We start from the raw sequence: 24,202 nt of genomic DNA on the forward strand, positions 1-24,202 counted from the left end.
AAGGCCTCGAATTGGTTTAGACCTTCGTGCCTTTGTGAACAACTTCACAAACTGTCGCGCCGCAGTCTAACCCCTATCGGGCGCGCAGTGTCAGAGGGGTATGGCCAAGCGCGCATCATCAGGCTTTGACCGCCCGATGCAGGGCCGCGATGCCGAGCGTGAGGTTGCGCCAGGCCACCTTCCGCCAGCCGGCCTCCTGAGTGATCCTCGCGAGCGCCTCCTGGTCGGGCCAGGCCCGGATCGACTCGGCGAGGTACTCGTAGGAGTCGGGGTTCGAGCTGACCATCCGGGCCACCGACGGCAGCAGCTTCATCAGGTACTGCGAGTAGACGAGGTCGAACGACCGCGGCGTCGGCCGGGAGAACTCGCAGATCACCAGCCGGCCGCCCGGGCGGGTCACCCGCAGCATCTCGCGCAGCGCCTGCCCGGTGTCGGCCACGTTGCGCAGGCCGAAGGAGATCGTCACCGCGTCGAACGTCTCGTCGCGGAACGGCAGGCGCAGCGCGTCGCCCGCGACGAACGTCACCCCGCGCACGCCCCCGCCGTACAGGCCGGAGCCGCCGCGCCGCTCGACGCCCGTGCGGAGCATGCCGAGCGAGAAATCGCACGCGATCGCCCGCGCACCGAGCGCGGTGAACGCGTCGGTCGAGGTGCCGGTGCCCGCGGCGAGGTCGAGGACCAGCTCGCCGGGCCCTGCGTCGATCGCCGCCGCGGTGGCCTTTCGCCACAGGCGGTCCTGGCCGAGCGAGAGGACGTCGTTTACCAGGTCGTAGCGCCGGGCCGTGCGATCGAACATCGCGGCGACCTCGTGCGGCTGCTTGTCCAGCGATGCGCGCGTCATGCACGCAAGCCTAGGCGGCGACGGGCAGGCCCCCTCACCGCCGCCACAGGATGAGCGGAACGTAGTTCATCGATTACGCTGAGTCTGCTAGAAATTGGGGAATGCGCGTCACCACCGCACTGCTCGCAGTCGCATCACTCGCCACATGCGCCGCCGTCATCCCCGCCGTCCAGGCGTCCGCCGGGGTGCCGCAGCCCCGCGTGGTGTCGGAGAACCCGGTGAACACCACTCCGCACGTGCTGGACGGCATCGTCACCGCGTTCGCGCTGGTCGGCCGCACCGTCGTCGTGGGCGGCGATTTCAGCGCGGTCCGCGAGGCCCGGGGCGGGGAGGAGCTGCCGCGGGCCAACGTCTTCGCCTTCGACCTCTACACCGGACGGGTCCTGCGCGACTTCGCGCCGGACCTCGACGGGCCGGTGGCCGCGCTGGCCCCCGGTCCCGGCGGCACGGTCTACGTGGGCGGCGCGTTCGGCGCGCCCTCCCGGGGCCTGGTCCGCCTCAACGTGTCCGACGGCGCTCCCGTCGACGATTTCTCCGCCCCCGTCTACGGCGGCGAGGTCACCAGCCTGGTACGGCTGGGCGACGCGCTCTACGTCGGCGGCGACTTCAGCAGGATCGGCCGCAGCCCGCGCACCGCGCTGGCCCGGGTGGACGCCGAGACCGGCGAGGTGGACCCCCGATTCACCGTCACGCCCGGCGACGGGCGCCACGGCGATCCCCGGATCTACGCGATGGCGGCCGTCCGCGACCGCTTAGTCGTGGACGGCTCGTTCTCCACGCTCGACGGCCTGCGCCGCCCGCAGCTCGGCGTGATCGACCTGACGACCGGGCGGGTGGCCGACTGGCACACCGAGGCGTACGCCCCGGCGTGCAAGCCGGACTTCCCGTCATACGTGCGGGGGCTCGATCTGTCCCCCGACGGGCGGTACTTCGTGGTCGTCACGACCGGCGGGCCGGCCCCGCGCACGTCCAAGCTGTGCGACTCGGCCGCCAGGTTCGAGACGTACGCGAAGGGCGAGGCGGTCCGTCCGACCTGGGTGAACCTGACCGGAGGGGACTCCCTGTACTCCGTCGCGGTCACGGGGTCCGCCGTCTATGTGGGCGGACACCAGCGCTGGCTGGACAACCCCCGGGGCGCCGACACGGCCGGTCCGGGAGCGGTCCGCCGGCCCGGGATCGGGGCGATCGACCCGGTCAAGGGCAAGGCGCTGCGGTGGAACCCCACGCGGGAAAGGGGAATCGGGGTAAAGGCCTTCCTGACCGTAAAGACAGGTCTTTTGGTGGGAAGCGACACGACGGAGCTCGGGCATGAGTACCATGCCCGCGTCGGCATGTTCCCGACGGCCTAGTTCTTCCCCGCCTCCCGCCGTTTCCCGGCGATGCGCTCGCTCACCGCGTCGCGCTGTTTGGTCAGCAGCACGTAGCTGGCCAGACCGCTGACCAGGACCGCGACCAGGAGTAGTGGGAACGACCGCAGGCCGACGAGATACAGGACGCCGAGAGCCACGGCGAACAGGCCAAGGCGCGAAAGGGTGTAAACGACAACCGGATGCACAGCGTCGAGGTTACGTCACTCTCCCGACGCGCCAGTCTCTCTTCGCATCTGCTGCGGGCACTGCTAGTGTTCACAACAAGGCGCTTTTGTAAAGAAACACCCATGAGCGCCCCAAAGAGGCTCTATCATATAACAATCGGGCACTGAGCCGGTAACAACCCGTGATCTTCTGCGAAAACCACGGATAAATCAGGCTTCGCTCGGCACACTGGTTACCTGTCCGCCCGCTGCAGGACGCGGGACGCGAGGGGGAGAGATTGTGGAGAGTAGCAGCGAGCGACTGCTGACTCCTGGAGAGGTTGCCGCTCTCTTCAGGGTCGACCCGAAAACCGTGACCCGTTGGGCCGCGGCCGGGCGCATCAGCAGCATCCGTACCCCCGGGGGGCACAGGCGGTTCCGTGAATCGGAAGTGCACGCCCTCCTTCGCGGTGAGGACGTCCTCACGGCCGAACGGCCGAACGGCGACTCCCCGCGAGTCTGACGCAGTACCAGCACCAGGTGATCCTGCGCGCTACCCGGACGCCGCAGGGTCACCGGAGCCAGCCCCACGTCGAGTCTGCGTCCCGGCCTGTCCTGCTCCCTTGCCGGGTACGTCAGTCCTGCTCCGCCTTGAAGGCCAGGAACGCCTGCTCAAGCGCGTCGTCGCCCTCACGCCAGCGGCGCCGCCGCTCGGCGTCCTCTTCCTCGGTGATCGACTCGGCCAGCCAGCGATCGTAGTCCGGCTCGCCCGGCGCGACCTCCACGTACGCGTTGCCGATGATGCGTCCGTCATCCGTGGTGAGTGACCTGGGCACGCGCAGCGTCCCGTCGCCGAGCCGGATCACGTACATCCGAATCACCTAGATTCCGTAACGCCGGTTGAAGAAGAGCATGACGTTGAGGGCGGCCCGTGTGTCGCCGCCCAGCATGTCGACCAGGGCCGGACGCTGCCGGGACGCGATCGCCGCGAACGCGTCGGCGAAGAACTCCTTGCACCCCAGGCCGCCGGGCTGCCGGTGGAACGACGACGCGAACAGCGGCAGGCACTCCTCGTAGAGCGCCGCGAACTCCGGGGAGTCCGACACCCACTCTCCCGGACCAGCGTCCACGTCGTCCAGCGCATGCCCGACTTCGTGCATCATCACGTCGGGCGTGGGCGACGGCCGGTCCCCCACCACGATCTTGCGGTCGCCGTACGCGCCGGCGCAGATGTCCCAGGTGGCCCGTCCCGACGGCAGCGGCGCCCCGCGGAGGTAGCCCATGTCGTCCAGATCGGGCACCCCGCCGCGCCCGACGTAGATGCCTTCGAGCCCGATGGCGAGCTTGGTCTTGAGCTGCTCGGGCAGACTCGCCAGGCTGTCCACGGCCCGTACGGCGTCGGCGGAGGGAGGCCCTTCCGCGGCGTCCCACTCGCGGTAGAGGATGCGCTCCAGCGGTCCGCAGTGCCGCCTGCCGTCCCGCAGGTCGGGCGCGTCCGGTGGGTGGGGCGCGGCCCGCGTCGGCAGGTCGTCGAGCTCGAAGTCCCGCCAGGTGTACTGCGGCCGGTCGTCCACCACCGGCGCCGTCACGGTGTGGACCCGGTCCACCGGCTGCTCCGGCGGCCAACCGGTCCAGTCGGCGCCCCACTGCGCTTCCCACTGCGCGCGACGGCCCTGCGGCCGTTCCGCGGGCCGGTCCTGGGTTCGCTCCGCCGTGCGGTCGGCGGCCCGGTCGGAAACGCGGTCGGTGGCACGATCGGGAGCGCGTTCAGGGACGTCCGTGCGGCGGTGGGAGGACCAGTAGGGCCCTCGCTGCCACCACCGCGACCCCCGCCGGTGGCGGCCCCTGTCGCCCGGCTCCGCCATCGCACCCCTCTGTCAGGCTCCGCGTCCCTCGGCATGCCGTGTACCGGTCCACCGTACGATGCCGGGCTGTCCCCGTCACCCCGAAGCCCGACACGATCAGTCGCCGGTATGGCTTACCGTGTGGGCATGCCTAGCGTGATTATCGGCCTGGCGCTGCTTGCCCTCTGGCTTTACTGCCTGTTCGACGTGATCACGACCCCCGAGGAGAACGTGCGCAATCTCCCCAAGTTCATGTGGGTCCTCATCGTGATCTTCCTGGCGGACGTGGGCGCGCTGACCTGGCTCCTCGTGGGTCGTCCCCGCACCCGGCACGCCATGTACGCGGCGGGGAGCGGCGGATGGGCCCCGAGCGGCGACGCGCCCCGCGGCCCCGACGACGACCCCGAGTTCCTCCGCAGCCTGGAGCGGCGCCTGCGCGACGAGGACTGATCCCCCCGCAGGCGCCGCCGCCCGTCACTTCGGGACGTCGGCGTAGGAGTGCAGTCCCGAGAAGAAGATGTTGACGCCCACGAGGTTGAACAGCAGGCAGGCGAAGGCGACCAGCGAAACGATCATCGCGGCCTTGCCGCGCCACCCGGCCGTCGCCCGGGCGTGGAGATAGGCGGCGTAGACCACCCACGTGACGAACGCCCACACCTCCTTCGGGTCCCAGCCCCAGTAGCGGCCCCACGCCCGGTCGGCCCACAGAGCGCCGGCGATGACGGCGAAGGTCCAGATCGGGAAGGAGATGACGATCGCGCGGTGCGCGACGCGCTCCAGGCCCTCCCTGCTCGGCAGCACCGACGGCCGCCCGTCCTTGCGGATCAGGTAGAGGATCGCGCAGACGCCCGCCAGGATGAACAGCCCGCTGGCCACGATCGCCGCCGTGACGTGGATCGCGATCCAGTAGGAGTGCAGCGCGGGCATCACCGGGCCCGCCTGGACGTGCAGGAACAGCACGGCGAAGCCCAGCCCGAGCGCCGCGGTGACGGTCACGAACGCGCCGAGGAAGCGGATCGGCTGGCGGATGAGCAGCGCGAGGAACGCGGTGACGGCGGCGAAGCAGATGGCCACCACGAACTCGTACATGTTGGCCCACGGCCACCGGTCGACGGCGATGCCCCGGGTGAGGATGCCGCCGAGGTTGCCGGCCCACGCGATCCAGGTGAGGACCACGCCGACGGTCCCCGCCCTGACCGCCCACGCGGCCGGCTGCGGACCTGAATCCTCCGTCGTTTCCTCAGGCAGCGCCGGGCCGCCCGCGCCGACGAGCTCCCGCCGGCGCGCGGCCACGACCGTGCGGGCCCGGCCGAAGGCGAGATCCAGCGCGTAGCAGATCATCGCGGCGAGATACAGCAGGACGGTGACCAGGATGAGCTGGTCGCTCAGCGTGGCGAGACTCTCGTTGACCTCGGCGGGCATCACTCACTCCTCGTCCGGGCGGGCACCCGGCGCAGCGTTTCCGGTGGGCGCGTCCGGCGCGACGTGCCCGGCGCTTCCGGACTCGTCCGGCTCGCCGCCCTGGTCGCCGTCCGGGTCGCCGGCGGGCTGGTCGCCGCGCAGGGCGGTGACGATCTGGGCGAACTCCTCGGCGAAGGCCGGGCCGCCGCCTTCGGTGCGGGTCAATCCTCCCACCGTGGCCGTCCCGTCCTTCACCCGCACCCAGACGCGGCGGCGGCGGATCGTGAGGGACAGCACGAGCCCGATCACCGCGGCGGCCGCCGCCAGCAGGGCGGGCTCCCGGCCCGGGTCGTAGGTGATCTGGAGGCTGATCCACTCCTTGACGCCGGTGAACTGGATCTTTCCGGCGCCGTCGGCGAGCTCCTTGGTCTCGCCGACGTTGAGCGGGGTCGGCTGCGCCGACATCTTGCCGAGCGGCTTCAGGCTGGTGGTGTCGAGCTGGTACACCGACTGCGGCTGCCCCGACTTCAGGCCGAGGTCGCCGGCGAACGGGAAGACCTGCACGGTCGGGTTCGCGGCGCCCGGGAAGACCGACACCCAGGCGTCGCCGTTCGGCACTGTCGTGGGCAGGAAGCGCGCCAGGAACCCGAGCTGGGTCGGCTGGGCGTCCGGCACCTTGATCACGCACTCGGACGTGTACGTGGCCTGGTCGTCGGCCAGGCACGGCACCGGGCCGTCGTAGGCCACCTGGCCCTTGCCGTCGGTCACCCGGAACGTGGGGGCGTAGCCGTGCCCGATCAGGTAGGTCAGCGTGCCGTTCACGTCCAGCGGGTCGTTGACCTTGAGGTCCACCTCGCGCGGCGCGGCCGTCGGCGAGTCCTGCACGGTCAGCTTGGCGAGGTAGTCGAGCGGCTGCCCCTGCTTCTCCCCCGCGGCGACGTAGCTGGCCTGGAAGTCCTTCAGGGTGAAGGAGAACGGCTCCAGCGACTCGGCGGTGACCCGGCTGCCGGGCATGAAGCGGTCGTAGGCCGCCACGGCGTTCGAGAAGCCGTCGCCCTCCACCACCAGCACGTTGCCGCGGTAGCCGAACAGGCCTCCGGCGCCGACGGCGAACAGCAGCACGAGCAGCGCGACGTGGAACAGGAGGTTGCCGGTCTCGCGGAGGTAGCCCTTCTCCGCCGCCACCCAGCCGTCGCCGGTGACCACGCGGAACCGCCTGCGCCTGAGCGTGGCGGCGGCCTGCTCCAGGGTGAGACCGCCCTCGAACGCCTCGCTGTGCGGCAGGCGCAGGAGGTTGCGCGGCGCGGCGGGCGGGCGGCGCCGGATCTCCTTGATGTGGGTCAGCGCGCGCGGGAACACGCAGCCGGCCAGCGAGATGAACAGCAGCAGGTAGATCGCGGCGAACCAGGGCGAGCTGAAGACGTCGAACAGCCAGAACCGGTCGAGCCACTTCGCCTGGGTCGGGTTGTCCTTGAAGTACTGCGCGACCCTGGCCGGATCGACGCCACGCTGCGGATAGATGGACCCGGGAACCGAGCCGAGCGCGAACAGGAACAGCAGGATCAGGGCCGTGCGCATCGAGGTGAGCGTGCGCCAGGTCCAGCGCATCCAGCCGATCGGGCCCAGGCCGACCGGCCGCGTCCGCTCCTGCGTCTCCTGCCGGGCCTGCTCCTGTGCCTGCTCCTCGGCCGCGGTCTCGTCGCGTACGGCGGAGGCGAGGTCGTCGGGGGGGCTCATCAGATCACCGGCCTGAAGCCGCCGACCCACACCTGCAGGTGGACGATGATCTCCGACCACTGCCCGGTCACGAGCAGCACGCCGACGGCCACGAGCATCACGCCGCCGACCTTGGTGATCAGCGGGGTGTAGCGGCGCACCGCCTTGAACGTGTGGAGCGCCTTGCGGTAGGCCAGCCCCGCCAGTACGAACGGCAGGCCGAGGCCCAGCGCGTACGCGAAGGCGAGGGCGGCGCCGCGCAACGCGCTGCCCTGGTTCACCGAGAGCGTCATCACCACCGCCAGCGTCGGGCCGATGCACGGCGTCCAGCCGAGGCCGAAGACGACCCCGAGCAGCGGGGCCGTCGCGATCCCGGCCGCGGGAAGCCGGTGGATGCGCACGTCACGCTGGAGGCCGGGGACGATCCCCACGAAGGCCAGCCCGAGGACGATCGTCACCACCCCGAGGACCTTAGTGATCACGTCGGCGTTGCCGTGCAGGGCCGCGCCGAGGCCGCCGAACAGCGCGCCCCCCAGCATGAACACGACCGCGAACCCGAGCACGAAAAGCGCGCTGCCGAGCACCATCCGGCCCCGCTTCGGGTCGCCGCTCATGCCCGTGACGTACGACAGGTAGCCGGGGACAAGCGGCAGCACGCACGGCGAGACGAACGACACGAGCCCGGCGACCGCGGCGATCGGCGCGGCCAGCAGCAGCGACCCGGTCGCGACGGTGCTGCCGAGGTCACTCATCGGTCACCTTGGTGACGGCCGAGAGCAGGTCGTCGTACTTGACCGCGCCGAGCGCGCGGGCGGCGATGCGGCCCTGGGCGTCGATGATCAGCGTGGAGGGGATGGCGGCGGGCGGCACCGTGCCCTGGAACTGCAGCAGCACCTTGCCGCTCTGGTCGTAGATGCTCGGATAGCCGGGCTTGACCGCCCGGTCGTACGCCTGCGCGGACGCCTCGAGGTCCTTGAAGTTGACGCCGAGGAACTCCACGCCCTTGGACTTCGTGGTCGCCGCGATGTCCTTGAGCGTGGGCGCCTCGGCCCGGCAGGGCGCGCACCAGGAGGCCCAGAAGTTCACCACGTGGACCTTGCCCGCGGTCAGCGTGGCGGTGCCGCCGTCGAGGGTCGTCCCCTCGATCACGGGCGCCTTGTGACGCTGCGCCGCGGCGAAGAATTCGACACGACCGTCCCCCGCGACGAAGCGCGTGTCGCCGGAGCGGGGCTGAGCCGCCTGGCCACCCGCGCAGCCGGCGAGGGACGTGACGACCACGGCCACGGCGGCGAGCGCGGTCATACGCTTGGCGGTCAGGCGCTTGGCGGACACGGGAGGAGGATCTCCTTGTACTACGACCGGTAGAGCTGTAAGCCTACCGACCGGTGGGGGTGCCCCGTCCGGCGGGTCACACGCCGGGAACGGATTGCGGACCGGGCGTCTCCTCGTCCTCCGAGCCCGCCCGAAGGGCCTCCGGGAGCGCCTCGTCGGCCTTGTCGAACAGCGCGGCCTCGCCCTGCGGCGACGTGCCGACCCTGAGCAGCGCCCCGGCTGGCTCGCTGTAGCCGACGCTGATGAGCCGGTCGCCCTCGAAGGTCAGGCTGGTGAGGCTGGCGAGCGCGCACTGACGGCGGCGCGGGTCGTGCCACAGCCGCCTGCCCTCGGCCGCCAGTCGAATGATCCAGATGGGCAGCTGGTGGCTGACGAGCAGTGCCTCGTGGCCGCGCGCCGCCGCCCGCGCGTCGTCCACGACCGCCTTCATGCGTGCCACCACCTGGGTGTACGGCTCGCCCCACGACGGACGGAACGGGTTCCTGAAGTGGCGGTAGGAGCGGGGGTCGCGGAAGACGTTGTCGCTCCCGGTCATCCGCAGGCCCTCGAAGACGTTGCCCGCCTCGATCAGCCGCTCGTCGGCCGCCACCTCCAGGCCCAGGGCCCGGGCGGCCGGAGCCGCGGTCTCCTGGGCGCGCTCCATGGGAGAGCTCCACACCGCGACGATGTCCCTGCCCTCGACGGCCTTGGCGACCACCTCCGCCATCCGGCGGCCGGTCTCGGACAGGTGGTAGCCCGGCAGCCTGCCGTACAGGACCCCACGGGGATTGTGAACCTCACCGTGCCGGAGCAGGTGAACGATGGTCATCTCTGTCATGACCTGGACAGCCTACCCGCCGGGCAGCTCGGAGCACGCGGAGCGCAGCGCGTCGGCGGCGGCGCGGATCGCGGGACGCCGGGCGGCGTCGGTCCGCCAGGCCGCGTAGATCCGCCGCACCGGCGGCGGCTGGACGGCCAGGACGGCGACTCCCTCGGGCAGCGGTCCCCGGCCCAGCCGGGGGATGAGCGCGCAGCCGTGGCCCTCGGCGACCAGCGCGAGCTGGGTGGGGTACTCGTCGGCCATGCAGACGATCCGCGGCTCCCGCTCCTCGGAACGCAGCAGGAACACCAGGAAGTCGTGACACACCGTGCCGGGGGTCGAGCTGATCCAGCTGTCGCCGGCCAGGTCGCTCAGCCGCACCCGGTCGGCGCCCACCAGGGGGTGGTCGGCCGGCACGACGACGTCGGCCACATCGTCGAGCAGCGCCGTGCGCGACAGGCCCTCGGGCAGCGCCATCGGCCGGTTGAGCCAGTCCTGCAGGACGGCGAGGTCGAGGTCGCCGCGCGCCAGTTCGCGGGTCTGCCGCTCCGGCTCCCTCTCGTAGACGAGCAGGTCGAGATCGGGGTGCTGCCTCTTGAGCGTGGTCAGCGCGCGCGGCACGATGCCCCGGGCCGCGGTGGGGAAGGCGGCCATGGTCAGCTTGCCGACCACCGCCCCGCGCAGCGCCTCGAAGTCGGCCTCCGCCGTCTCCACGAGCGCGAGGATGCGCTCGGCGTGCTCGGCGAGCAGCCCGGCGGCGTCGGTCAGCTTGACGCCGCGCCCGTTGCGTTCGATCAGGACGGCGCCGGTCTCCCGTTCGAGCTTGGCGAGCTGCTGGGAGATCGCCGAAGGGGTGACCATCAGCGCGTCGGCCGCCGCGCCCACGGAGCCGTAGATCGACACGGCGTGCAGGGCCTTCAACCGGTTCAGGTCCAACATGTAGACAGTCTAAACCGTTCTCCTTAGAAAAACTTGTTTGTGCTCAACTGTTTAGCGATGCGACGATATAGCCATGCGAATCTTCAACAAGCTCTTCACGAAGTCCACCCGTTCCGAGCAGACCTCCTATCTGGAGACCCTGGCGAGGCAGGCCCGGCAGACCCGCGAGCGCCGCCCCTCCTCCGCCCGCTGACCTCACCGCAATGCCGCGGGAGGCGGCGGGGTCCACCGGGCCGTCGCCGAGCGAATGCCGTATTGGGGCTTGAGTTCCTGCGGGATCGCGTAGTGCATCACGCGCCCGCGGGTCAGCGACGACAGCTCCAGCATCGTCAGCAGATGCCCCAAGCGGTCGGCCAGCTGCGCCGCCCAGGGCCCGCGGTCCTCGAAGCTCTCCAGCGCCCGCAGCAGCGTGGGCGCGACCTTGATGACGGAGTCCCAGCGGGAGCGGGGAACCTCCAGCCAGTCGGCCGCGGTGTCGCCGATGAGGAAGCGGATGAGAGCGGGCACCACCGGGTCCAGCAGCGTTCCCGGCACGACCTGCTCGTACATCTCGATCAACTGCCGGGTCAGGTGCGCCCCTTCGGGTGACGGGCCCATGTGGCGCACCATGTACCGGTCGGAGAACTCCCGGGCCGCCGGCAGATCCGGGGGGATGTCCGCCGGATCGCAGCCGAGGATCGCCCCTACGACCCGCCAGGCGTAGTAGTACGCCTCGGCCCCGTCCGGCGTGATGTGGACGCCCATGCGGTGCAGCGCGTCCAGGACCTGCAGGCTGAACATCATCAGCCCGCCGAGCATGTCCTCCTGGCAGATCGGAACCGGCTCCGGCCACCTGTCCTCCTGCTTGAGGTGACGGCGGATGGAGGCGTGCAGCAGTCGCACTTTCTGCGCGGCGGGCAGGAACCGGCCGCCGGCCTCGAACGCGTCGGGCTGCATCAGGTACACGGTGAACTGGCCGGTCTCGGCCATCCGCCGGGAGGGGTAGGCCAGCGAATGCGTCGCCGACAGCAGCCTGGCCACGTGCGGGACGACGTAGCACGCCGGCATCGCCGCGAACGAGAGCGCGGTGGATATGTGCACGTCGTTGTCGATGAAGAACTGCCTCGCCTGCTCCATGACCGCCCAGTCGACCCAGTCCGGCGGCATGGCCGTCGCCCTCAGGTAGTCCCTGGCGACGTTGGGCAGCCCCTCGGGCAGTTCCTGGCCCGAGGTCGTGAACCAGCGCATCAGCGTGTTGAACCTGCCCACCTGCCCGTCCACGAACAGGGCCTCGACCGTCGCGTCCGCCAACTCGTCCCCGCGCAGCCGCAGGCCGTTCATGTACTCGTCCGTGTAGCCCCTGCAGTCAGGCATCCGCTGTCACCTCGTCGATCAGTTCGGTCAGGGCGTCGGCGGCGTGGGATGCCAGCCGGGCCGTCCGCAGCGCCGCCCGCGCGGTCTCGGCCCGTTCCGCGATCATCCGTCGGACGCCTTCGGGCGCTCCCGACCGCCGCATGATGTCCCGGATCTCCATGGCGCCATGCGGGGTGACGACGCCGTCGAGCAGGTCGTGCAAGCGCCGGCGGTCGGGCTCCGAGGCCTCGGCCAGTGTGAGGGCCAGCAGCGCGGTCGGCTTGCGGCCTGAAAGGTCGTCCAACACCGATTTGCCGGTCCGCTCCGGGTCGCCGAACACTCCCCACAGGTCGTCGCGGAGCTGGAACGCCTCGCCGAGCGGACGGGCGTAGGCCGCCAGCGCGGCCAGCACGGCCGGGTCCGCGCCGCCCAGCACCGCGCCGATCCGCAGGGGTCCCTCGATCGTGTACGACCCGGTCTTGAATCTCACGATCGTCAGGGACCGGGCCAGTTCCGGAGAGCGTCCGGTACGCAGGATCTCCAGGCATTCGCCCGCCACCAGCTCGCGGCCCATCGCGGTCCACAGCGGCACGGCGCGAGCGAGGAACGCCCGCGGCAGGCCCGAGGTGTGGAACATCTGGGCCGCCCACACCATCAGCAGGTCACCGATCAGGACAGCAAGAGCGTCCCCCAGCTTCTCGTGTGCCGTGGGTCGTCCGCGGCGTAACGGACTGCGGTCGATGAGATCGTCGTGGACGATCGCGGCGGCGTGCACCAGTTCCAGCGCGGCCGCGGCGCGGACTGCCGCGTCCGCATCGGCCTGTCCCGACGCCCGCCAGCCCCAGTAGCAGAAGGCCGGGCGGATGCGCTTGCCGCCGGCGACTGACACACGCAACTGCTCGGCGACGGGGGCGAGCTCCCCGTCCAGCGCCAGCAGCTCGGCGATCTCCGTGTCGACGAACTCCCCCAGCGCCTTGTCCACGCGGACCAGGAGGTCACCCACGGGAGTGCCGCTCGGCCGCTCGTCTGGCCAGGATCTCCATGTGCGCCTCGGACGCCGGGGCGGCCCGCTTGAGCGCCAGCTCGCCGCGTGCGCGCAATTCCTCCCTGACCTCCGTCAGGCCGGGAAGCAGCCGGGCCGCGCCGCGCAGCCTCTCCGCCACCAGATCGGCCGCCCCGGCCACCAGGTGAAGCACCTCGTCCTGCGGCTTCACTCCACCCACCCCATCCGTACGCTCGGTTCACAGGCCACCACAGAAAGTGATATCAGCCGAACCGTCGCCCTGTACGGTGAATGCCGCATCGCTCAACACGGCCCCCCACACCCACCGGCGCTCCCCTCGCCGTTCTCGTGCGGATCAGCCTTCTGGCGGGTGGAGGAGAACGACGGGCGTCCCGTCGTCTACGTGTACGAGCGGGACCCCGCCACGGGCGCGTACACGCCGACAGGGATAGGGCGTCAGACCCCGGCGGCCTGGGCGGCGGCCTTGGCGGCCAGGGGCAGGGCCTCGGCCACCCGGGTCAGCGCCTCGTCGTCGTGGGCGGCCGACAGGAACCACGCCTCGTACGCCGACGGCGGCAGGTAGACGCCCTGGTCGAGCATGCTGTGGAAGAACGCGCGGTACGCGTCGGTGTTCTGCGTCCGGGCAGAGTCGAAGTCAGTGACCGGGGTGTCGGTGAAGAAGATCGAGAAGAGGTTCCCGGCCCGCTGGAGGCGGTGCGGGACCCCGGCGGCGGCCAGCGCGTCGGAGGCGGCCCTGCCGATGACCAGCGCGGACGCGTCGATCCTGTCGTACACGTCGTCGTCGCAGGCGCGCAGCGTGGCCAGCCCGGCCGCACAGGCGAGCGGGTTGCCCGACAGCGTGCCGGCCTGGTAGACGGGCCCCTCGGGGGCGAGGGCGGCCATGACCTCCGCCCGCCCGCCGAACGCGGCGGCGGGCAGCCCGCCGCCCATGACCTTGCCGAACGTCATGAGGTCGGCCTCGACGGGATCGATGCCGTACCAGCCGGAGGCGGACACGCGGAACCCGGTCAGCACCTCGTCGATGATCAGCAGCGCGCCGTGCTCGGTGCACAGCTCGCGCAGGCGCCGGTTGAAGCCGTCGGCGGGCGGCACCACGCCCATGTTCGCCGGGCACGCCTCGGTGATCACGCAGGCGATCTCGAACGTGCGGAACGCCTCCTCGACCGCCTCGAGCGAGTTGTACGGCAGCACGATCGTGTCGGCCGCCGAGGCGCCGGTGACGCCGGGGGTGTCGGGCAGGCCGAAGGTGACGACCCCGGACCCGGCCGAGGCCAGCAGCGCGTCCACGTGCCCGTGGTAGCAGCCGGCGAACTTCACGACCTTCGCCCGCCCGGTGAAGCCGCGGGCCAGCCGTACGGCGGACATGGTGGCCTCGGTGCCGGAGCTGACCAGGCGGACCTTCTCGACGGGGACCACCCGGGAGACGATCTCCTCGGCGAGCAGGACCTCGCCCTCGGTCGCGGTGCCGAACGAGAAGCCGTGCGCGACGGCCTCCTCCAGGGCCTCCACGACGGCGGGGTGGCGGTGGCCGAGGATCATCGGGCCCCAGGAGCACACCAGGTCGACGTAGCGGTTGCCGTCCACGTCGGTGATGTACGGCCCCTCTCCGGAGGCCATGAAGCGGGGCGTGCCGCCCACGGCGCCGAAGGCGCGCACCGGCGAGTTGACGCCGCCGGGAACGATCCGGCGGGCGCGGTCGAACAGGTCCTCGGAGGTCTGCGTGCGAGTCACGCCCTCCAGATTACGGGCCCACCCGTGCGGGGCCCGTACCGGGAACTACTCGCAGAAGTCGGCGAGCAGGTCGAGCACGCGCAGCGGTTCGGGCAGCGGACGCCCGTCAGGGGGCCTGATCCAGCTCACGACCCCGCCCGTGGGCGTGGTGGACGGCGGCGCGAGCACGTAGCTGTCCCGGCAGTGCCAGCGCAGCCCCGGCGTGCTGTCGATCGTCTCGGGTCCCGCGTCCAGGCTGCAGGACCACCACTCGTCCTCGTCCTCGGGAGCGCCGCGCGTGGCCACGAAAAAAAGCACCCGGTCGCCGTTCTCGGCGACCGGGCCCGTGTCGAAGCCTGCGGCGTCCATGGCGGCCAGGGCGGGACTGCCCGCCGAGGCCGGTACGTCGAACACGTCGAACACCCTGCCGGTGGGCAGGATCACGTTCGCGTCCGGGTCCTGTTTCCACCACCGCGTGAGCAGCGCGGTGTCCGTCGTGGCCTGCATCTGCCACGCGGGCGACAGCGGGTGCATCCCCGGGTCGGGACAGCCGACCCGGTCACAGGAGCACGCCCTGCCTCCTTCGCTCAGCGGATGGGCGCCCATACAGCTCGCCCAGCCCAACTGCGCGTACTCGAGCACCGACGTCATCTTGCGCGGCGCGTGATGCGCACGCCGTTTCGCACGTCGGGCCAGCGGTACCCCCACCATGGCGCTCCTCCCCACAAGCGTCACACCCGCTGCCTTCCTGCGGTACGCAAGATGCTCGCGGTACGTACCTGATAATGCCTTCTGGCCGATTTCGGTGCGGCAGGACCCCCCTGATGAGGTGTCAGGATAGTCCGCGGGCGACCTCTGTGGCCCAGTAGGTGAGGATCATGTCGGCACCGGCGCGGCGGATCGCGATCAGCGACTCCATGATCACCCGCTCCCGGTCGATCCAGCCGTTGGCCGCCGCCGCCTCGACCATCGCATACTCGCCGCTCACCTGGTAGGCCGCGACCGGCACCTCGACGGTGTCGCGCACCTGCCGCAGGATGTCGAGGTAGGCCAGGGCGGGCTTGACCATGACGGCGTCCGCGCCCTCGGCCAGGTCGAGGCGCACCTCGCGCAGCGCCTCACCGATCGGGCCGGCCGGGTCCTGCTGGTAGGCGCTGCGGTCGCCGAACTGCGGCGCGCACTCCGCCGCGTCGCGGAACGGCCCGTAGAACCCGGAGGCGTACTTGGCGGCGTACGCCAGGATCGGGACCTCGGCGAAGCCGTTGGCGTCGAGAGCCGCGCGGATGGCCCCCACCTGGCCGTCCATCATGCCGCTCGGCGCGATCATCTTGGAACCGGCCGCCGCCTGCGCGACCGCCGCCGACGCGTACCGCTCCAGCGTCGCGTCGTTGTCCACCTCGCCATCGGCCGTCAGCAGGCCGCAGTGGCCGTGGTCGGTGTACTCGTCCAGGCAGGTGTCGGTCATCAGCACCAGCGCGTCGCCCAGGTCGGAGGCGAGGTCGCGCAGCGCCACCTGGACGATGCCGTCCGGGTCGTCGGCGCCCGAGCCCCGGGCGTCCTTGTCCGCGGGGATCCCGAACAGGATGATCCCGCCCACGCCGACCTCGGCCGCCTCGTGGGCCGCCTTGCGCAGCGACTCGCGGGTGTGCTGGACCACCCCGGGCATGGAGCCCACCGGCTGCGGCTCGGCGATGCCCTCCTTGACGAACATCGGCAGGATGAGCTCGGCCGGGTGCAGCCGCGTCCCGGCGACCATCCGGCGCATGGCGGCGGTACGGCGCAGCCGCCGGGGCCGCGCCACCGGGTATTGGGCGTTCACAGTGATCTCTCCGCTCTGGATCGCGCCGGCCCGCCGGGTGTCCCCGGCGGGCCGTACGCGAGTCGGTTCATTTCACGCGTCGCCGCGCGCCCCTGCGCATCTGGGACGGACGACGGGGCACCTCCCCCGCCGAGACGGCGGCGTGCCGCATCTTCGCACCATAGTCCGCCAGCGCGGCGGCGAGGGCCGAAGCGGACGGCTTGTCGGACATCACGTCGACCCGCAGACCGAACTCCTCGGCCGTCTTGGCCGTCTGCGGCCCGATGACCGCGATCACCGTGACGTTGTGCGGCTTTCCGGCGATGCCGACGAGGTTCCGCACGGTCGAGGACGAGGTGAACAGCACGGCGTCGAACCCGCCGCCCTTGATCGCCTCGCGGATCGGGGCGGGCGGCGGCGCGGCGCGCACGGTCCGGTAGGCCGTCACGTCGTCGCACTCCCAGCCGAGCTCGGTCAGCCCCGCCACCAGCGTCTCGGTCGCGATGTCGGCCCGCGGCAGCAGCACCCGGTTGATCGGGTCGAGCATCGAGTCGTACGGCGGCCACTCGGCCAGCAGGCCCTCGGACGACTGCTCGCCCGTCGGCATGAGGTCGGGCTTCACGCCGAACTCCACGAGCGCCCGCGAGGTGGCCTCGCCCACGGCGGCGACCTTGAGCCCGGCGAACGCCCGGGCGTCCAGGCCGTACTCCTCGAACTTCTCGCGCACCGCCTTGACGGCGTTGGCGCTGGTGAAGGCGACCCATTCGTAGCGGCCGGTCACCAGGCCCTTGATGGCGCGGTCCATCTGCTGCGGCGTGCGCGGCGGCTCGACGGAGATCGTCGGCACCTCCTCGGGCACCGCGCCGTACGAGCGCAGCTGCTCCGACAGCCCCTTGGACTGCTCCTTGGTGCGCGGCACGAGGACCCGCCACCCGAACAGCGACTTGGTCTCGAACCAGGACAGGCGGTCGCGCATGCCGACGGCGTCGCCCACCACGATCAGCGCGGGCTCGGTCATCCCGGCGTGCTTGAGATCGGGACCGAGCCGCCCGAGCGTGGAGACCACCGTGTACTGCTCGGTGGTCGTGCCGTCGCTGGTCACCGCCACCGGCGTCGAGTCGGGCTTGCCGGCCGCGATCAGCGCCTTGCTGATCGGGACCGCGTCCGCGACGCCGTTGTAGATCACCAGGGTGCCCTCGCACGCGGCGTGTTTCGCCCAGTCGTCCACCTGCGCGGCGTCCACGATGCGGAACTCCGGCGCCGACGCCGCCGGCGGGATGCCCGCGTACGTCAGCACGGCCGTGGCCGGCGGCACGCCGGGCACGATCTCGAAGTCCACGTCCGCCTTCGCACAGGCGGCCACCTCGTCGGTGACCGACGAGAAGAAGGACGGGTCGCCCGAGCACAGCCGCACAACCGTGTGGCCCGCCTTGGCGGCCTGGATGGTCTTCAGCGACACCGAGTTCTCCGCCGCGTCGGCGGAGATGTCGACGACCTCGGCGCCCTCGCGGCAGTGGCGCAGCAGCGAGCCGTACACCTGCCGGTCGAGCACGACGACGTCCGCCCTGCCCAGCAGGTCGGCGCCGCGCAATGTGAGCAGGTTTTCGTCACCGGGGCCGGCGCCGACGAAGGCGACGAACCCCGACCGGGTCTGAGTGCTGTGATTCGCGGGGCTCAATGGGCCTGCTCCCCCATCAACGTGTCGGCCCCCTCGGCGATCATGGCTGCCGCGAGTTCGCGGCCCATCTCCACGGCCGTCGTAGAGGGTCCGGAGGCGGACTTGCGCACCGACCGTGTGCCGTCGACGGCGACGACGGTGGCGGTCAGATTGAGAATGTGCCCGTCACCGGAGGCGAAAGCACCTACCGGGGCCGCGCAACCGGCCTCGAGGGCGGCGAGCACCGAGCGCTCGGCGTCGACCGCGGCCCGCGTCAGCGGGTCGTCGACGGCACGCAGCAACTCGATGAGATCGTCACGGTCGGCCAGGCACTCGACGGCGAGGGCGCCCTGCCCGGGAGCGGGCAGCATCTCGTCGACCTCGAACACCTGGGCGATCTCCCCGTCCCGGCGGATCCTGGCCAGCCCTGCGGCGGCCAGCACGATGGCGTCGAGCTCGCCCGACGTCACCTTGCCGATGCGGGTGTCCGCGTTTCCCCTGATGGGGACGTAGTCGATATCCGGCCGGAGCAGGCGCAGCTGGGCCACCCGGCGCGGTGATCCGGTGCCCACGCGGGCCCCGGCTGGCAGGTCGTGCAGCTTGACCGGGCCGACGAGCGCGTCGCGCGGGTCGTCCCGCCGGGTGATCGCGGCCATCGCGATCCGCTCGTCCGGCTTGGTCGGCAGGTCCTTCAGCGAGTGGACCGCGAAGTCGACCTCGCCGGCGAGCAGCCGGCCGCGCAGGTCGTTCACGAACACGCCGGTGCCGCCGAGCTGGGTCAGGTGGGCCCGGGACACGTCACCGAACGTGGTGACGCCGACGAGCTCCACCTCCCGGCCGGTCAGGGCGGTCAGCCGGTCGGCGACGATCTGCGACTGCGAGGTCGCCATCAGGCTCTTGCGGGTGCCGAGCCGCAGGGGGGCGGTCACTGCTCCACCTCCAGGCTCGAAACGGCTTCGGGCTTCTTCGGGTCGAGGCCGAACAGCTCGCGCAGCGCCTCCGCGTACTGGTCGCCGCCCGGGGATGCGGCCAGCCGCTTGACCCGTACGGTCGGCTCGTGGAGCAGCTTGTCCACGACCCGCCGTACAGTCTGGGTGATCTCGTCGCGCATCCGCCCGTCGATGTCCGGCAGGCGGGACAGCAGCCGGCCCATCTCCGCCTCGACCACCCCGGCGGCCTTGCTGCGCAGGGCCACGACCGTGGGGGTGACGAGCGCGGCGCGCGCGGCGTCGAGGTAGGCGGCGACCTCCTCGGCCACGATGCGCCTGACCTCGCAGATCGCCTCGGCCCGGCCGCCGTCGGAGACGTCGTCCACGCCGTCCTGCTGCATCGACTTCAGGTCGACCAGCGTCACGCCGGGCAGGTCCCGTACGCCGGGGTCCACGTCGTGGGGCAGCGCGAGGTCGAGGACGAACAGCGGCCTGCCGCGGTCCCCGATCGTCTCCGGGGTGATGGTGCGGGTCCCGGCGCCGACGCAGGAGATGACCAGGTCGGCCTCCGCCAGCTCGGCGGGGACGTCGGCCAGGTCCGCGGCCCGCCCGCCGACCGTCTCCGCGAGCCGCTCGGCCCGCTCGCGGGTGCGGTTGGCGATGACGATGTCGGTCACGCCCGCGCGGGACAGCGTCGCGGTGGACAGCGAGCTCATCGAGCCGGCGCCCACGACCAGGGCCCGCCTGCCGGTGATCGGGCCGAGCACCCGCTCGGCGAGCGTCAGCCCCACCCCGACCAGCGACGCGCCGGCCCGGTCGATGCCCGTGTCGGCGTGCGCGCGCTTGCCGACGCGCAGCGCGTGCTGGGCCAGCTCGTTGAGCGTGGTCCCGGCCGTACCCTCCTCCTGCGCCAGGCGCAGCGCGGCCCGGATCTGGCCGAGGATCTGCCCCTCGCCGATCACCATGGAGTCGAGCCCGCAGGCGACGGTGAACAGGTGCTGGACCGCCCGGTCCTCGTAGTGCACGTACAGGTGCCGCGCGAGCATCTCCTGCGGCAGGCCCGAGTGCGCGGCGAGCATGTTCGTCACCGCGGTGACGCCGCCGTGGAAACGGTCGACCACGGCGTAGACCTCGACGCGGTTACACGTCGAGACGACCAGTGCCTCGGACACGTTCTCGTCGGACTGCACGTCGTGCAGCAGCTTGACGAGCGCGTCCCCGCTGACCGTGACACGTTCGAGCAGCGCGACCGGCGTGGTCCGGTGGCTCAGGCCGACGACGAGGACACTCATGAGCTCGCTCCGATCGATGGCTCACTCACATGACCACCCCGTCCGGCCACTCCTCGGCCATGATGGGCCCTCCATTAGCCTTGCGCTGCTCGTGGAACGCAAGTATCTGCAGTTCGATGGATAAATCGACTTTACGGACATCCACGCCGTCAGGCACAGCCAAGACGACGGGGGCGAAGTTCAAAATACTGGTGACACCGGCCGCGATGACACGGTCGCAGACCTGCTGCGCCGCCGTGGCGGGGGTGGCGAGCACCACGATCGAGACTCCGCGCTTCTTGATCACGGACTCCAGTTCGTCGGCGTGTTCGACGACGAGACCCGCGATGCGGTCGCCCACGACGTGCGGATCGGCGTCCAGCAGGCCCGCGATCCGGAATCCGCGGGAGGCGAACCCCCCGTAGTTGGCCAGCGCCCGGCCGAGGTTTCCGACGCCCACGATGGCGACGGCCCAGTCCTGAGTGAGACCAAGCTCACGCGATATCTGGTAGATGAGGTACTGCACGTCGTAGCCCACGCCCCGGGTGCCGTACGACCCGAGGTGGGACAGGTCCTTGCGGAGCTTGGCGGAGTTCACGCCGGCGGCGAGCGCGAGATCCTCCGAGCTCACTGTCGCGGTGCCCCTTTCAGCCATCCCGTTGAGTGCGCGCAGATAGAGCGGCAACCTCGCCACCGTGGCGTCGGGAATGCCACGGTCGCGGGCCTGCGGGATACGGCGGATCACTTGCCGGGGCTCCAGGGGGACGGACGGCCGGTTGCGCCCCCGGCCGCACAGCGGATGCGACGGATGAGTACAGGTTAGTGCCTTTGTGAAGCTATGCACAAAGTCGATCGTGCGCGGCCTCCTATGTGTCAAGGGTCCCAGGAGGGGGCGGCGGTCTCCATTCCGGGCCCGAGGGATCGCGATAATCGAGAGCATGGCTCCTCGAGACCACCGGATCACGCTGCTCGGCAAGCCCGGCTGCCACCTGTGCGACGACGCCCGCGCGGTGGTCGAGCGCGTGGCCGCAGAGCTGGGCGTCCCCTGGGACGAACGCGACATCACCGCCTCGCCGGAAGACCAGGCCGAGTACTGGGAGATGATCCCCGTCGTCCTGATCGACGGCGTGCAACACGACTACTGGCGGGTGAACGAGAACCGGCTCCGCGAGGCCCTGCTGCGTTGAAGCCGAGGCCGGCGTCGATGCGGTCACCCTGATCCGGCTCAGGGTCGTCTCGTCCGGCCGGACGAGCCCGACCTTGGTCAGCGAGAACGATGCCGGGCGCGCGAACCGCTGCGAGCCTCCTGGCTATGTCCATGCGAGCACTCATGTCCATACGAGCATTCAGTGCGGCGATCGCGGGATCGATCGCGGTCTCACTTCTGCCCCTGTCGGCCGCGGCGGCCGCCGACCATCCAGGGTTACGCCAGGCTCTCCAGCGGCTGACCACCGGCGACGACGTGCCGGGAGCGCTGGCGGAGCTGCACGACCGGCACGGGGACGTGACGATCACCAGTGGGGTGCGGGACACGGTCACCAAACGACCGGTACAGAAAGACAGCAGGTTCAGGATCGGCAGCAAGACCAAGACGTTCGTCGCGACTGTGGCGCTCCAGCTCGTCGCCGAGGGCAGGATCGAGTTGGATGCGCCGGTCGACCGCTACCTGCCCGGCCTGCTGGGGCCCGACATCACCGTGCGCCACCTGCTGCAGCACACGAGCGGTGTGCCCGACTACCTGGCGCTGCTGAACCCCGCCGACATCGTGGCCCACCGCTACGACCACTGGAACGCGACGGACCTGGTCGAACTCGCTCTGCGACACCCCATGGAGTTCCCCGCCGGCACGGACTGGAGCTACTCCAACACCAACTACCTCATCGTCGCCCTGATCATCGAGAAGGAGACCGGCAACACCTACGGCGCGGAGATCCGCAGGCGTATCCTGCGCCCACTGCACCTGAACGCCACCTCCGTCCCCGATGACGGGCTCGACATCCCCGGCCCTCATCCCCGCGGATATCTCAAGACCGGTGAAGGCCTGCTCGACATCACCCGCCTCAACCCCACGGTCGCCGGGGCCTCAGGCGGGATGATCTCCAGTGCGTCGGACCTCAACCGCTTCTACGCCGCCCTCCTGCGAGGTCGCCTGCTGCGTCCCGCCGAGCTGAGGCAGATGATGGCGACCCGTCCGACAGGCCCCGGCGGCACCGGCTACGGCCTGGGGCTGATGAGCACGCCGCTGCCCTGCGGCGGGGTGCTCTGGGGCCACAGCGGCGACATGCTCGGCTTCAGGACCAGCGGCGGGGCGACCCTCGACGGCAGGCAGATAACGGTGATGACCAACCTGTACCGCATCGACGGCGTCCACAACGCCGACCTCGACTCAGTGGTCACCGCCGCCCTGTGCGAGACCGCGGAGAAGTCGTGATCGAGGGGTCCTCGCGGGCCTAGAGGATCTGGCGGGTGGGGAGGGGGACCACCTTGGCGGCGTTGACGCTGAGCTCGATGACGTTGGCCGCCAGCACGTACTTCACCCGCTCGGTCGCGAACCGCTCCATGTGCGGCTGTCGCTGGTGCTCGCCGTAGCCGACCTCGTCCCGGTAGAGCTCGTAGACGATGCGCTGGAGCGGGGCCGACTTGACCGCGTGGCAGACGAACAGCAGCGTGTCGGGCTCGTTGCGCTGGACGGCCTCCACCGTCTCCTCCGCCAGCTTGTCGAACGCCTCGCCCGAGCCGTCGAGCAGTGTGAAGACGGTGAGCAGGCCGTAGATGCCGGGGGCCGGCTTCACCGAGCCCCCCTGACCGGCGGGCCGGCCCGTCTGCTGCGGCGCATGCGGGTCCCCCTGCCCGCCGCCCTGGCGGCTCATGGCCGGCCGGGACCTGCCGCCGAATCCCACGCCGAAGCTCGCCGCGAGATCGGCCGGGTCGGGGACCTCCGCCCCGGGATAGAGGGCCCCCGTGGCGGGCATCGCCCGGTCGGGCTCGGCCGGAGACGCCGCGGGCATGCCGTACTCGGGCCGGCGGGGCTGGCCGTACTGGTCGGCCGCGAGAAGCTGGCCGGTCGCGGGCCCGCCGAAGTCTTCGGCGGACGGAGTGCCGTCGGAGGGCCGCATGCGGGCGGCGTAGTCGACCTCGCCCGGCTCTCCCGCCCGGTATTCGGCCACCAGGTCGCCGAGCCCGGAACGGCGCGGCCCTCCTTGCCCCCTAGGCGCTCCCGGCATCCCGGGCGGAACCGCGCCCGGTCCGGCCGGGTGGCCTCCCGGAGCCCCACGCGGCGGCACGGGCGGCCCGGAGGGCGCGGAGGGCACGCGGGTCTCGGCCCGCAGGGCGCTGTCGGCCCGGCCGCCGCGCCGCCCCTGCCATTCCTCCTGCGGAGCCTCGTCGTCCTCGCCCTCGTCGTCGTACGGCGCGAGCGGGCGGGCCACGGCGTACCAGACGCCTCCGGCGGAGGCGGCCAGCACCACGACGACGACCAGCCCCGGGAGTCCGAATTCGAGCACACCCGAGATCGCCATTCCCGCCGGGGCGAGCACGACGGTCGCGTTCATGTTGTCGACGTCGTACTCGTCTCCGTCCCGCCACGCCATCACCGCCATGGCGAGGCAGAGCAGGAGCAGGAAGACCACCAGGCCGTGGACGCCCCGCAGCAGCCACTCGGGCCAGAGGTCCCAATGGGTCGGCCCGTCGGGCAGCGACTTGTCGAACCCCGCGGTGACGACGGGGTCGAGCACCATGATCACCGTGCCCACGACCGTGAGCGCGGCGCCGAGGAGCCAGCCGGCGAAGCGCGCGCTGCCCTTCTCCGCGAGGAGCTGGATGACGCCGACCGCCAGCCAGAGCGGCGCCAGCAGCGAGCCGGTGATCTGGTAGGCCCGGAACGTCACGGGCCCGAACCCGGTGAGGTGGCCGACGGCGACGGCGCCGAGCGACAACGCCAGCGCGCCCGTGGCGATGCTCCACGCGATCAGCCAAGCGGCCGGCTCGTCACGGAGACGCCCGACGAGGACGCCGGTGGTGATGCCGGCGAGCAGGGCGCCGGCGAACGCGAGGATGGCGACGAGGACTTCCATGGTGGCACCCATGCTGCCGGACA

26 protein-coding genes are annotated in these 24,202 nt (G+C 71.3%); 5 read left to right on the forward strand and 21 right to left on the reverse strand.

Annotation, left to right across the window (positions count from 1 at the left end):
• Positions 1-118: 118 nt before the first annotated feature.
• Positions 119-841: a demethylmenaquinone methyltransferase gene (locus tag ACQEVJ_RS42135; protein WP_433110644.1), complete on the reverse strand. Its 723-nt coding sequence runs from the start codon at positions 839-841 to the stop codon at positions 119-121.
• Between the two features lie 101 nt (positions 842-942).
• Here ACQEVJ_RS42135 and ACQEVJ_RS42140 point away from each other — a divergent pair, with 101 nt between their 5' ends.
• Positions 943-2,190, forward strand: a complete 1,248-nt coding sequence (locus ACQEVJ_RS42140; RefSeq protein ID WP_433110646.1) for a hypothetical protein — start codon at positions 943-945, stop codon at positions 2,188-2,190.
• Here ACQEVJ_RS42140 and ACQEVJ_RS42145 read toward each other — a convergent pair.
• Complete coding sequence (locus tag ACQEVJ_RS42145) at positions 2,187-2,396, reverse strand: DUF4229 domain-containing protein (protein ID WP_433110648.1); 210 nt, start codon at positions 2,394-2,396, stop codon at positions 2,187-2,189. The genes ACQEVJ_RS42140 and ACQEVJ_RS42145 overlap by 4 nt on opposite strands.
• A gap of 259 nt (positions 2,397-2,655) precedes the next feature.
• On the opposite strand from ACQEVJ_RS42145, the gene ACQEVJ_RS42150 reads away from it, so the two are divergent.
• On the forward strand, positions 2,656-2,877 hold the full coding sequence (locus ACQEVJ_RS42150; RefSeq protein ID WP_079315524.1) for a BldC family transcriptional regulator: 222 nt from the start codon (positions 2,656-2,658) through the stop codon (positions 2,875-2,877).
• A 112-nt stretch (positions 2,878-2,989) separates the two neighbouring features.
• Here the strand turns inward: ACQEVJ_RS42150 and ACQEVJ_RS42155 are convergent, their stop codons facing one another.
• Together ACQEVJ_RS42155 and ACQEVJ_RS42160 are read right to left on the reverse strand one after the other, a co-directional pair.
• Entirely contained in the window at positions 2,990-3,226 is a 237-nt protein-coding gene (locus tag ACQEVJ_RS42155; protein WP_433110651.1) for a hypothetical protein, read from the reverse strand.
• A gap of 9 nt (positions 3,227-3,235) precedes the next feature.
• Positions 3,236-4,219, reverse strand: coding sequence for a hypothetical protein (locus ACQEVJ_RS42160; RefSeq protein WP_433110653.1), 984 nt, complete (start codon positions 4,217-4,219; stop codon positions 3,236-3,238).
• Between the two features lie 126 nt (positions 4,220-4,345).
• Here ACQEVJ_RS42160 and ACQEVJ_RS42165 point away from each other — a divergent pair, with 126 nt between their 5' ends.
• A complete protein-coding gene (locus ACQEVJ_RS42165) occupies positions 4,346-4,648 on the forward strand; it encodes a PLD nuclease N-terminal domain-containing protein (RefSeq protein WP_433110655.1) in 303 nt (100 codons plus the stop codon).
• A 24-nt stretch (positions 4,649-4,672) separates the two neighbouring features.
• Here the strand turns inward: ACQEVJ_RS42165 and ccsB are convergent, their stop codons facing one another.
• The 16 genes from ccsB to ACQEVJ_RS42245 form a co-directional block, all read right to left on the reverse strand.
• Positions 4,673-5,620 (reverse strand): c-type cytochrome biogenesis protein CcsB, encoded by a 948-nt coding sequence (ccsB, locus tag ACQEVJ_RS42170; RefSeq protein ID WP_433110657.1) that lies wholly within the window; start codon positions 5,618-5,620, stop codon positions 4,673-4,675.
• Between the two features lie 3 nt (positions 5,621-5,623).
• On the reverse strand, positions 5,624-7,336 hold the full coding sequence (resB, locus tag ACQEVJ_RS42175) for a cytochrome c biogenesis protein ResB (RefSeq protein ID WP_433110659.1): 1,713 nt from the start codon (positions 7,334-7,336) through the stop codon (positions 5,624-5,626).
• The gene (locus tag ACQEVJ_RS42180) at positions 7,336-8,067 is read right to left on the reverse strand and encodes a cytochrome c biogenesis CcdA family protein (RefSeq protein ID WP_433110661.1); all 732 of its coding nucleotides are present in this window, start codon (positions 8,065-8,067) and stop codon (positions 7,336-7,338) included. The genes resB and ACQEVJ_RS42180 overlap by 1 nt, the downstream gene beginning before the upstream one ends.
• On the reverse strand, positions 8,060-8,647 hold the full coding sequence (locus ACQEVJ_RS42185; RefSeq protein ID WP_433110664.1) for a TlpA family protein disulfide reductase: 588 nt from the start codon (positions 8,645-8,647) through the stop codon (positions 8,060-8,062). The genes ACQEVJ_RS42180 and ACQEVJ_RS42185 overlap by 8 nt, the downstream gene beginning before the upstream one ends.
• 76 nt (positions 8,648-8,723) lie before the next feature.
• A complete protein-coding gene (locus ACQEVJ_RS42190) occupies positions 8,724-9,464 on the reverse strand; it encodes a histidine phosphatase family protein (protein ID WP_433110666.1) in 741 nt (246 codons plus the stop codon).
• Between the two features lie 12 nt (positions 9,465-9,476).
• Positions 9,477-10,385 carry a LysR substrate-binding domain-containing protein gene (locus ACQEVJ_RS42195; protein ID WP_433110668.1) on the reverse strand — a complete coding sequence of 303 codons (909 nt, stop codon included), beginning with the start codon at positions 10,383-10,385 and terminating at the stop codon, positions 9,477-9,479.
• Positions 10,386-10,580: 195 nt separating this feature from the next.
• The gene (locus ACQEVJ_RS42200) at positions 10,581-11,738 is read right to left on the reverse strand and encodes an oxygenase MpaB family protein (RefSeq protein ID WP_433110670.1); all 1,158 of its coding nucleotides are present in this window, start codon (positions 11,736-11,738) and stop codon (positions 10,581-10,583) included.
• The gene (locus ACQEVJ_RS42205; protein ID WP_433110672.1) at positions 11,731-12,720 is read right to left on the reverse strand and encodes a polyprenyl synthetase family protein; all 990 of its coding nucleotides are present in this window, start codon (positions 12,718-12,720) and stop codon (positions 11,731-11,733) included. The genes ACQEVJ_RS42200 and ACQEVJ_RS42205 overlap by 8 nt, the downstream gene beginning before the upstream one ends.
• Positions 12,713-12,931, reverse strand: coding sequence for a hypothetical protein (locus tag ACQEVJ_RS42210; RefSeq protein WP_433110674.1), 219 nt, complete (start codon positions 12,929-12,931; stop codon positions 12,713-12,715). Before ACQEVJ_RS42210 ends, ACQEVJ_RS42205 begins: the two co-directional genes overlap by 8 nt.
• A 245-nt stretch (positions 12,932-13,176) precedes the next feature.
• On the reverse strand, positions 13,177-14,472 hold the full coding sequence (gene hemL, locus ACQEVJ_RS42215; RefSeq protein ID WP_433110676.1) for a glutamate-1-semialdehyde 2,1-aminomutase: 1,296 nt from the start codon (positions 14,470-14,472) through the stop codon (positions 13,177-13,179).
• 45 nt (positions 14,473-14,517) lie between these two features.
• On the reverse strand, positions 14,518-15,162 hold the full coding sequence (locus ACQEVJ_RS42220; RefSeq protein ID WP_433110677.1) for a bifunctional DNA primase/polymerase: 645 nt from the start codon (positions 15,160-15,162) through the stop codon (positions 14,518-14,520).
• A 121-nt stretch (positions 15,163-15,283) separates the two neighbouring features.
• A complete protein-coding gene (gene hemB / locus ACQEVJ_RS42225) occupies positions 15,284-16,270 on the reverse strand; it encodes a porphobilinogen synthase (protein WP_433110679.1) in 987 nt (328 codons plus the stop codon).
• 67 nt (positions 16,271-16,337) lie between these two features.
• The gene (locus ACQEVJ_RS42230; protein ID WP_433110681.1) at positions 16,338-17,927 is read right to left on the reverse strand and encodes a uroporphyrinogen-III synthase; all 1,590 of its coding nucleotides are present in this window, start codon (positions 17,925-17,927) and stop codon (positions 16,338-16,340) included.
• Positions 17,924-18,796, reverse strand: coding sequence for a hydroxymethylbilane synthase (gene hemC, locus ACQEVJ_RS42235; RefSeq protein WP_433113249.1), 873 nt, complete (start codon positions 18,794-18,796; stop codon positions 17,924-17,926). The genes ACQEVJ_RS42230 and hemC overlap by 4 nt, the downstream gene beginning before the upstream one ends.
• A gap of 35 nt (positions 18,797-18,831) precedes the next feature.
• Entirely contained in the window at positions 18,832-20,127 is a 1,296-nt protein-coding gene (locus tag ACQEVJ_RS42240) for a glutamyl-tRNA reductase (protein ID WP_433110683.1), read from the reverse strand.
• A gap of 25 nt (positions 20,128-20,152) precedes the next feature.
• Positions 20,153-20,851 (reverse strand): redox-sensing transcriptional repressor Rex, encoded by a 699-nt coding sequence (locus ACQEVJ_RS42245; protein ID WP_139574065.1) that lies wholly within the window; start codon positions 20,849-20,851, stop codon positions 20,153-20,155.
• A 193-nt stretch (positions 20,852-21,044) separates the two neighbouring features.
• Here ACQEVJ_RS42245 and ACQEVJ_RS42250 point away from each other — a divergent pair, with 193 nt between their 5' ends.
• Complete coding sequence (locus tag ACQEVJ_RS42250; protein ID WP_433110685.1) at positions 21,045-21,293, forward strand: glutaredoxin family protein; 249 nt, start codon at positions 21,045-21,047, stop codon at positions 21,291-21,293.
• Positions 21,294-21,436: 143 nt separating this feature from the next.
• The gene (locus tag ACQEVJ_RS42255) at positions 21,437-22,537 is read left to right on the forward strand and encodes a serine hydrolase domain-containing protein (protein WP_433110687.1); all 1,101 of its coding nucleotides are present in this window, start codon (positions 21,437-21,439) and stop codon (positions 22,535-22,537) included.
• A 19-nt stretch (positions 22,538-22,556) separates the two neighbouring features.
• Here the strand turns inward: ACQEVJ_RS42255 and ACQEVJ_RS42260 are convergent, their stop codons facing one another.
• Positions 22,557-24,179 (reverse strand): hypothetical protein, encoded by a 1,623-nt coding sequence (locus ACQEVJ_RS42260; RefSeq protein ID WP_433110689.1) that lies wholly within the window; start codon positions 24,177-24,179, stop codon positions 22,557-22,559.
• Positions 24,180-24,202 lie beyond the last annotated feature (23 nt).

The sequence above is a fragment of the Microbispora sp. CA-102843 genome (genome assembly GCF_050936215.1).
Taxonomy (GTDB): Bacteria; Actinomycetota; Actinomycetes; order Streptosporangiales; family Streptosporangiaceae; genus Microbispora.

Coding starts and splice junctions, on each gene's coding strand:
- ccsB (WP_433110657.1), bottom strand. CDS start 5,620: ATGCCCGCCGAGGTCAACGAGAGTCTCGCCACGCTGAGCGACCAGCTC.
- ACQEVJ_RS42155 (WP_433110651.1), bottom strand. CDS start 3,226: ATGTACGTGATCCGGCTCGGCGACGGGACGCTGCGCGTGCCCAGGTCA.
- ACQEVJ_RS42255 (WP_433110687.1), top strand. CDS start 21,437: ATGTCCATACGAGCATTCAGTGCGGCGATCGCGGGATCGATCGCGGTC.
- ACQEVJ_RS42195 (WP_433110668.1), bottom strand. CDS start 10,385: ATGTTGGACCTGAACCGGTTGAAGGCCCTGCACGCCGTGTCGATCTAC.
- resB (WP_433110659.1), bottom strand. CDS start 7,336: ATGAGCCCCCCCGACGACCTCGCCTCCGCCGTACGCGACGAGACCGCG.
- ACQEVJ_RS42250 (WP_433110685.1), top strand. CDS start 21,045: ATGGCTCCTCGAGACCACCGGATCACGCTGCTCGGCAAGCCCGGCTGC.
- ACQEVJ_RS42140 (WP_433110646.1), top strand. CDS start 943: ATGCGCGTCACCACCGCACTGCTCGCAGTCGCATCACTCGCCACATGC.
- ACQEVJ_RS42220 (WP_433110677.1), bottom strand. CDS start 15,162: ATGGTGGGGGTACCGCTGGCCCGACGTGCGAAACGGCGTGCGCATCAC.
- ACQEVJ_RS42200 (WP_433110670.1), bottom strand. CDS start 11,738: ATGCCTGACTGCAGGGGCTACACGGACGAGTACATGAACGGCCTGCGG.
- ACQEVJ_RS42180 (WP_433110661.1), bottom strand. CDS start 8,067: ATGAGTGACCTCGGCAGCACCGTCGCGACCGGGTCGCTGCTGCTGGCC.
- ACQEVJ_RS42160 (WP_433110653.1), bottom strand. CDS start 4,219: ATGGCGGAGCCGGGCGACAGGGGCCGCCACCGGCGGGGGTCGCGGTGG.
- ACQEVJ_RS42165 (WP_433110655.1), top strand. CDS start 4,346: ATGCCTAGCGTGATTATCGGCCTGGCGCTGCTTGCCCTCTGGCTTTAC.
- ACQEVJ_RS42260 (WP_433110689.1), bottom strand. CDS start 24,179: ATGGAAGTCCTCGTCGCCATCCTCGCGTTCGCCGGCGCCCTGCTCGCC.
- hemC (WP_433113249.1), bottom strand. CDS start 18,796: ATGGCGACCTCGCAGTCGCAGATCGTCGCCGACCGGCTGACCGCCCTG.
- ACQEVJ_RS42190 (WP_433110666.1), bottom strand. CDS start 9,464: ATGACAGAGATGACCATCGTTCACCTGCTCCGGCACGGTGAGGTTCAC.
- ACQEVJ_RS42135 (WP_433110644.1), bottom strand. CDS start 841: ATGACGCGCGCATCGCTGGACAAGCAGCCGCACGAGGTCGCCGCGATG.
- ACQEVJ_RS42240 (WP_433110683.1), bottom strand. CDS start 20,127: ATGAGTGTCCTCGTCGTCGGCCTGAGCCACCGGACCACGCCGGTCGCG.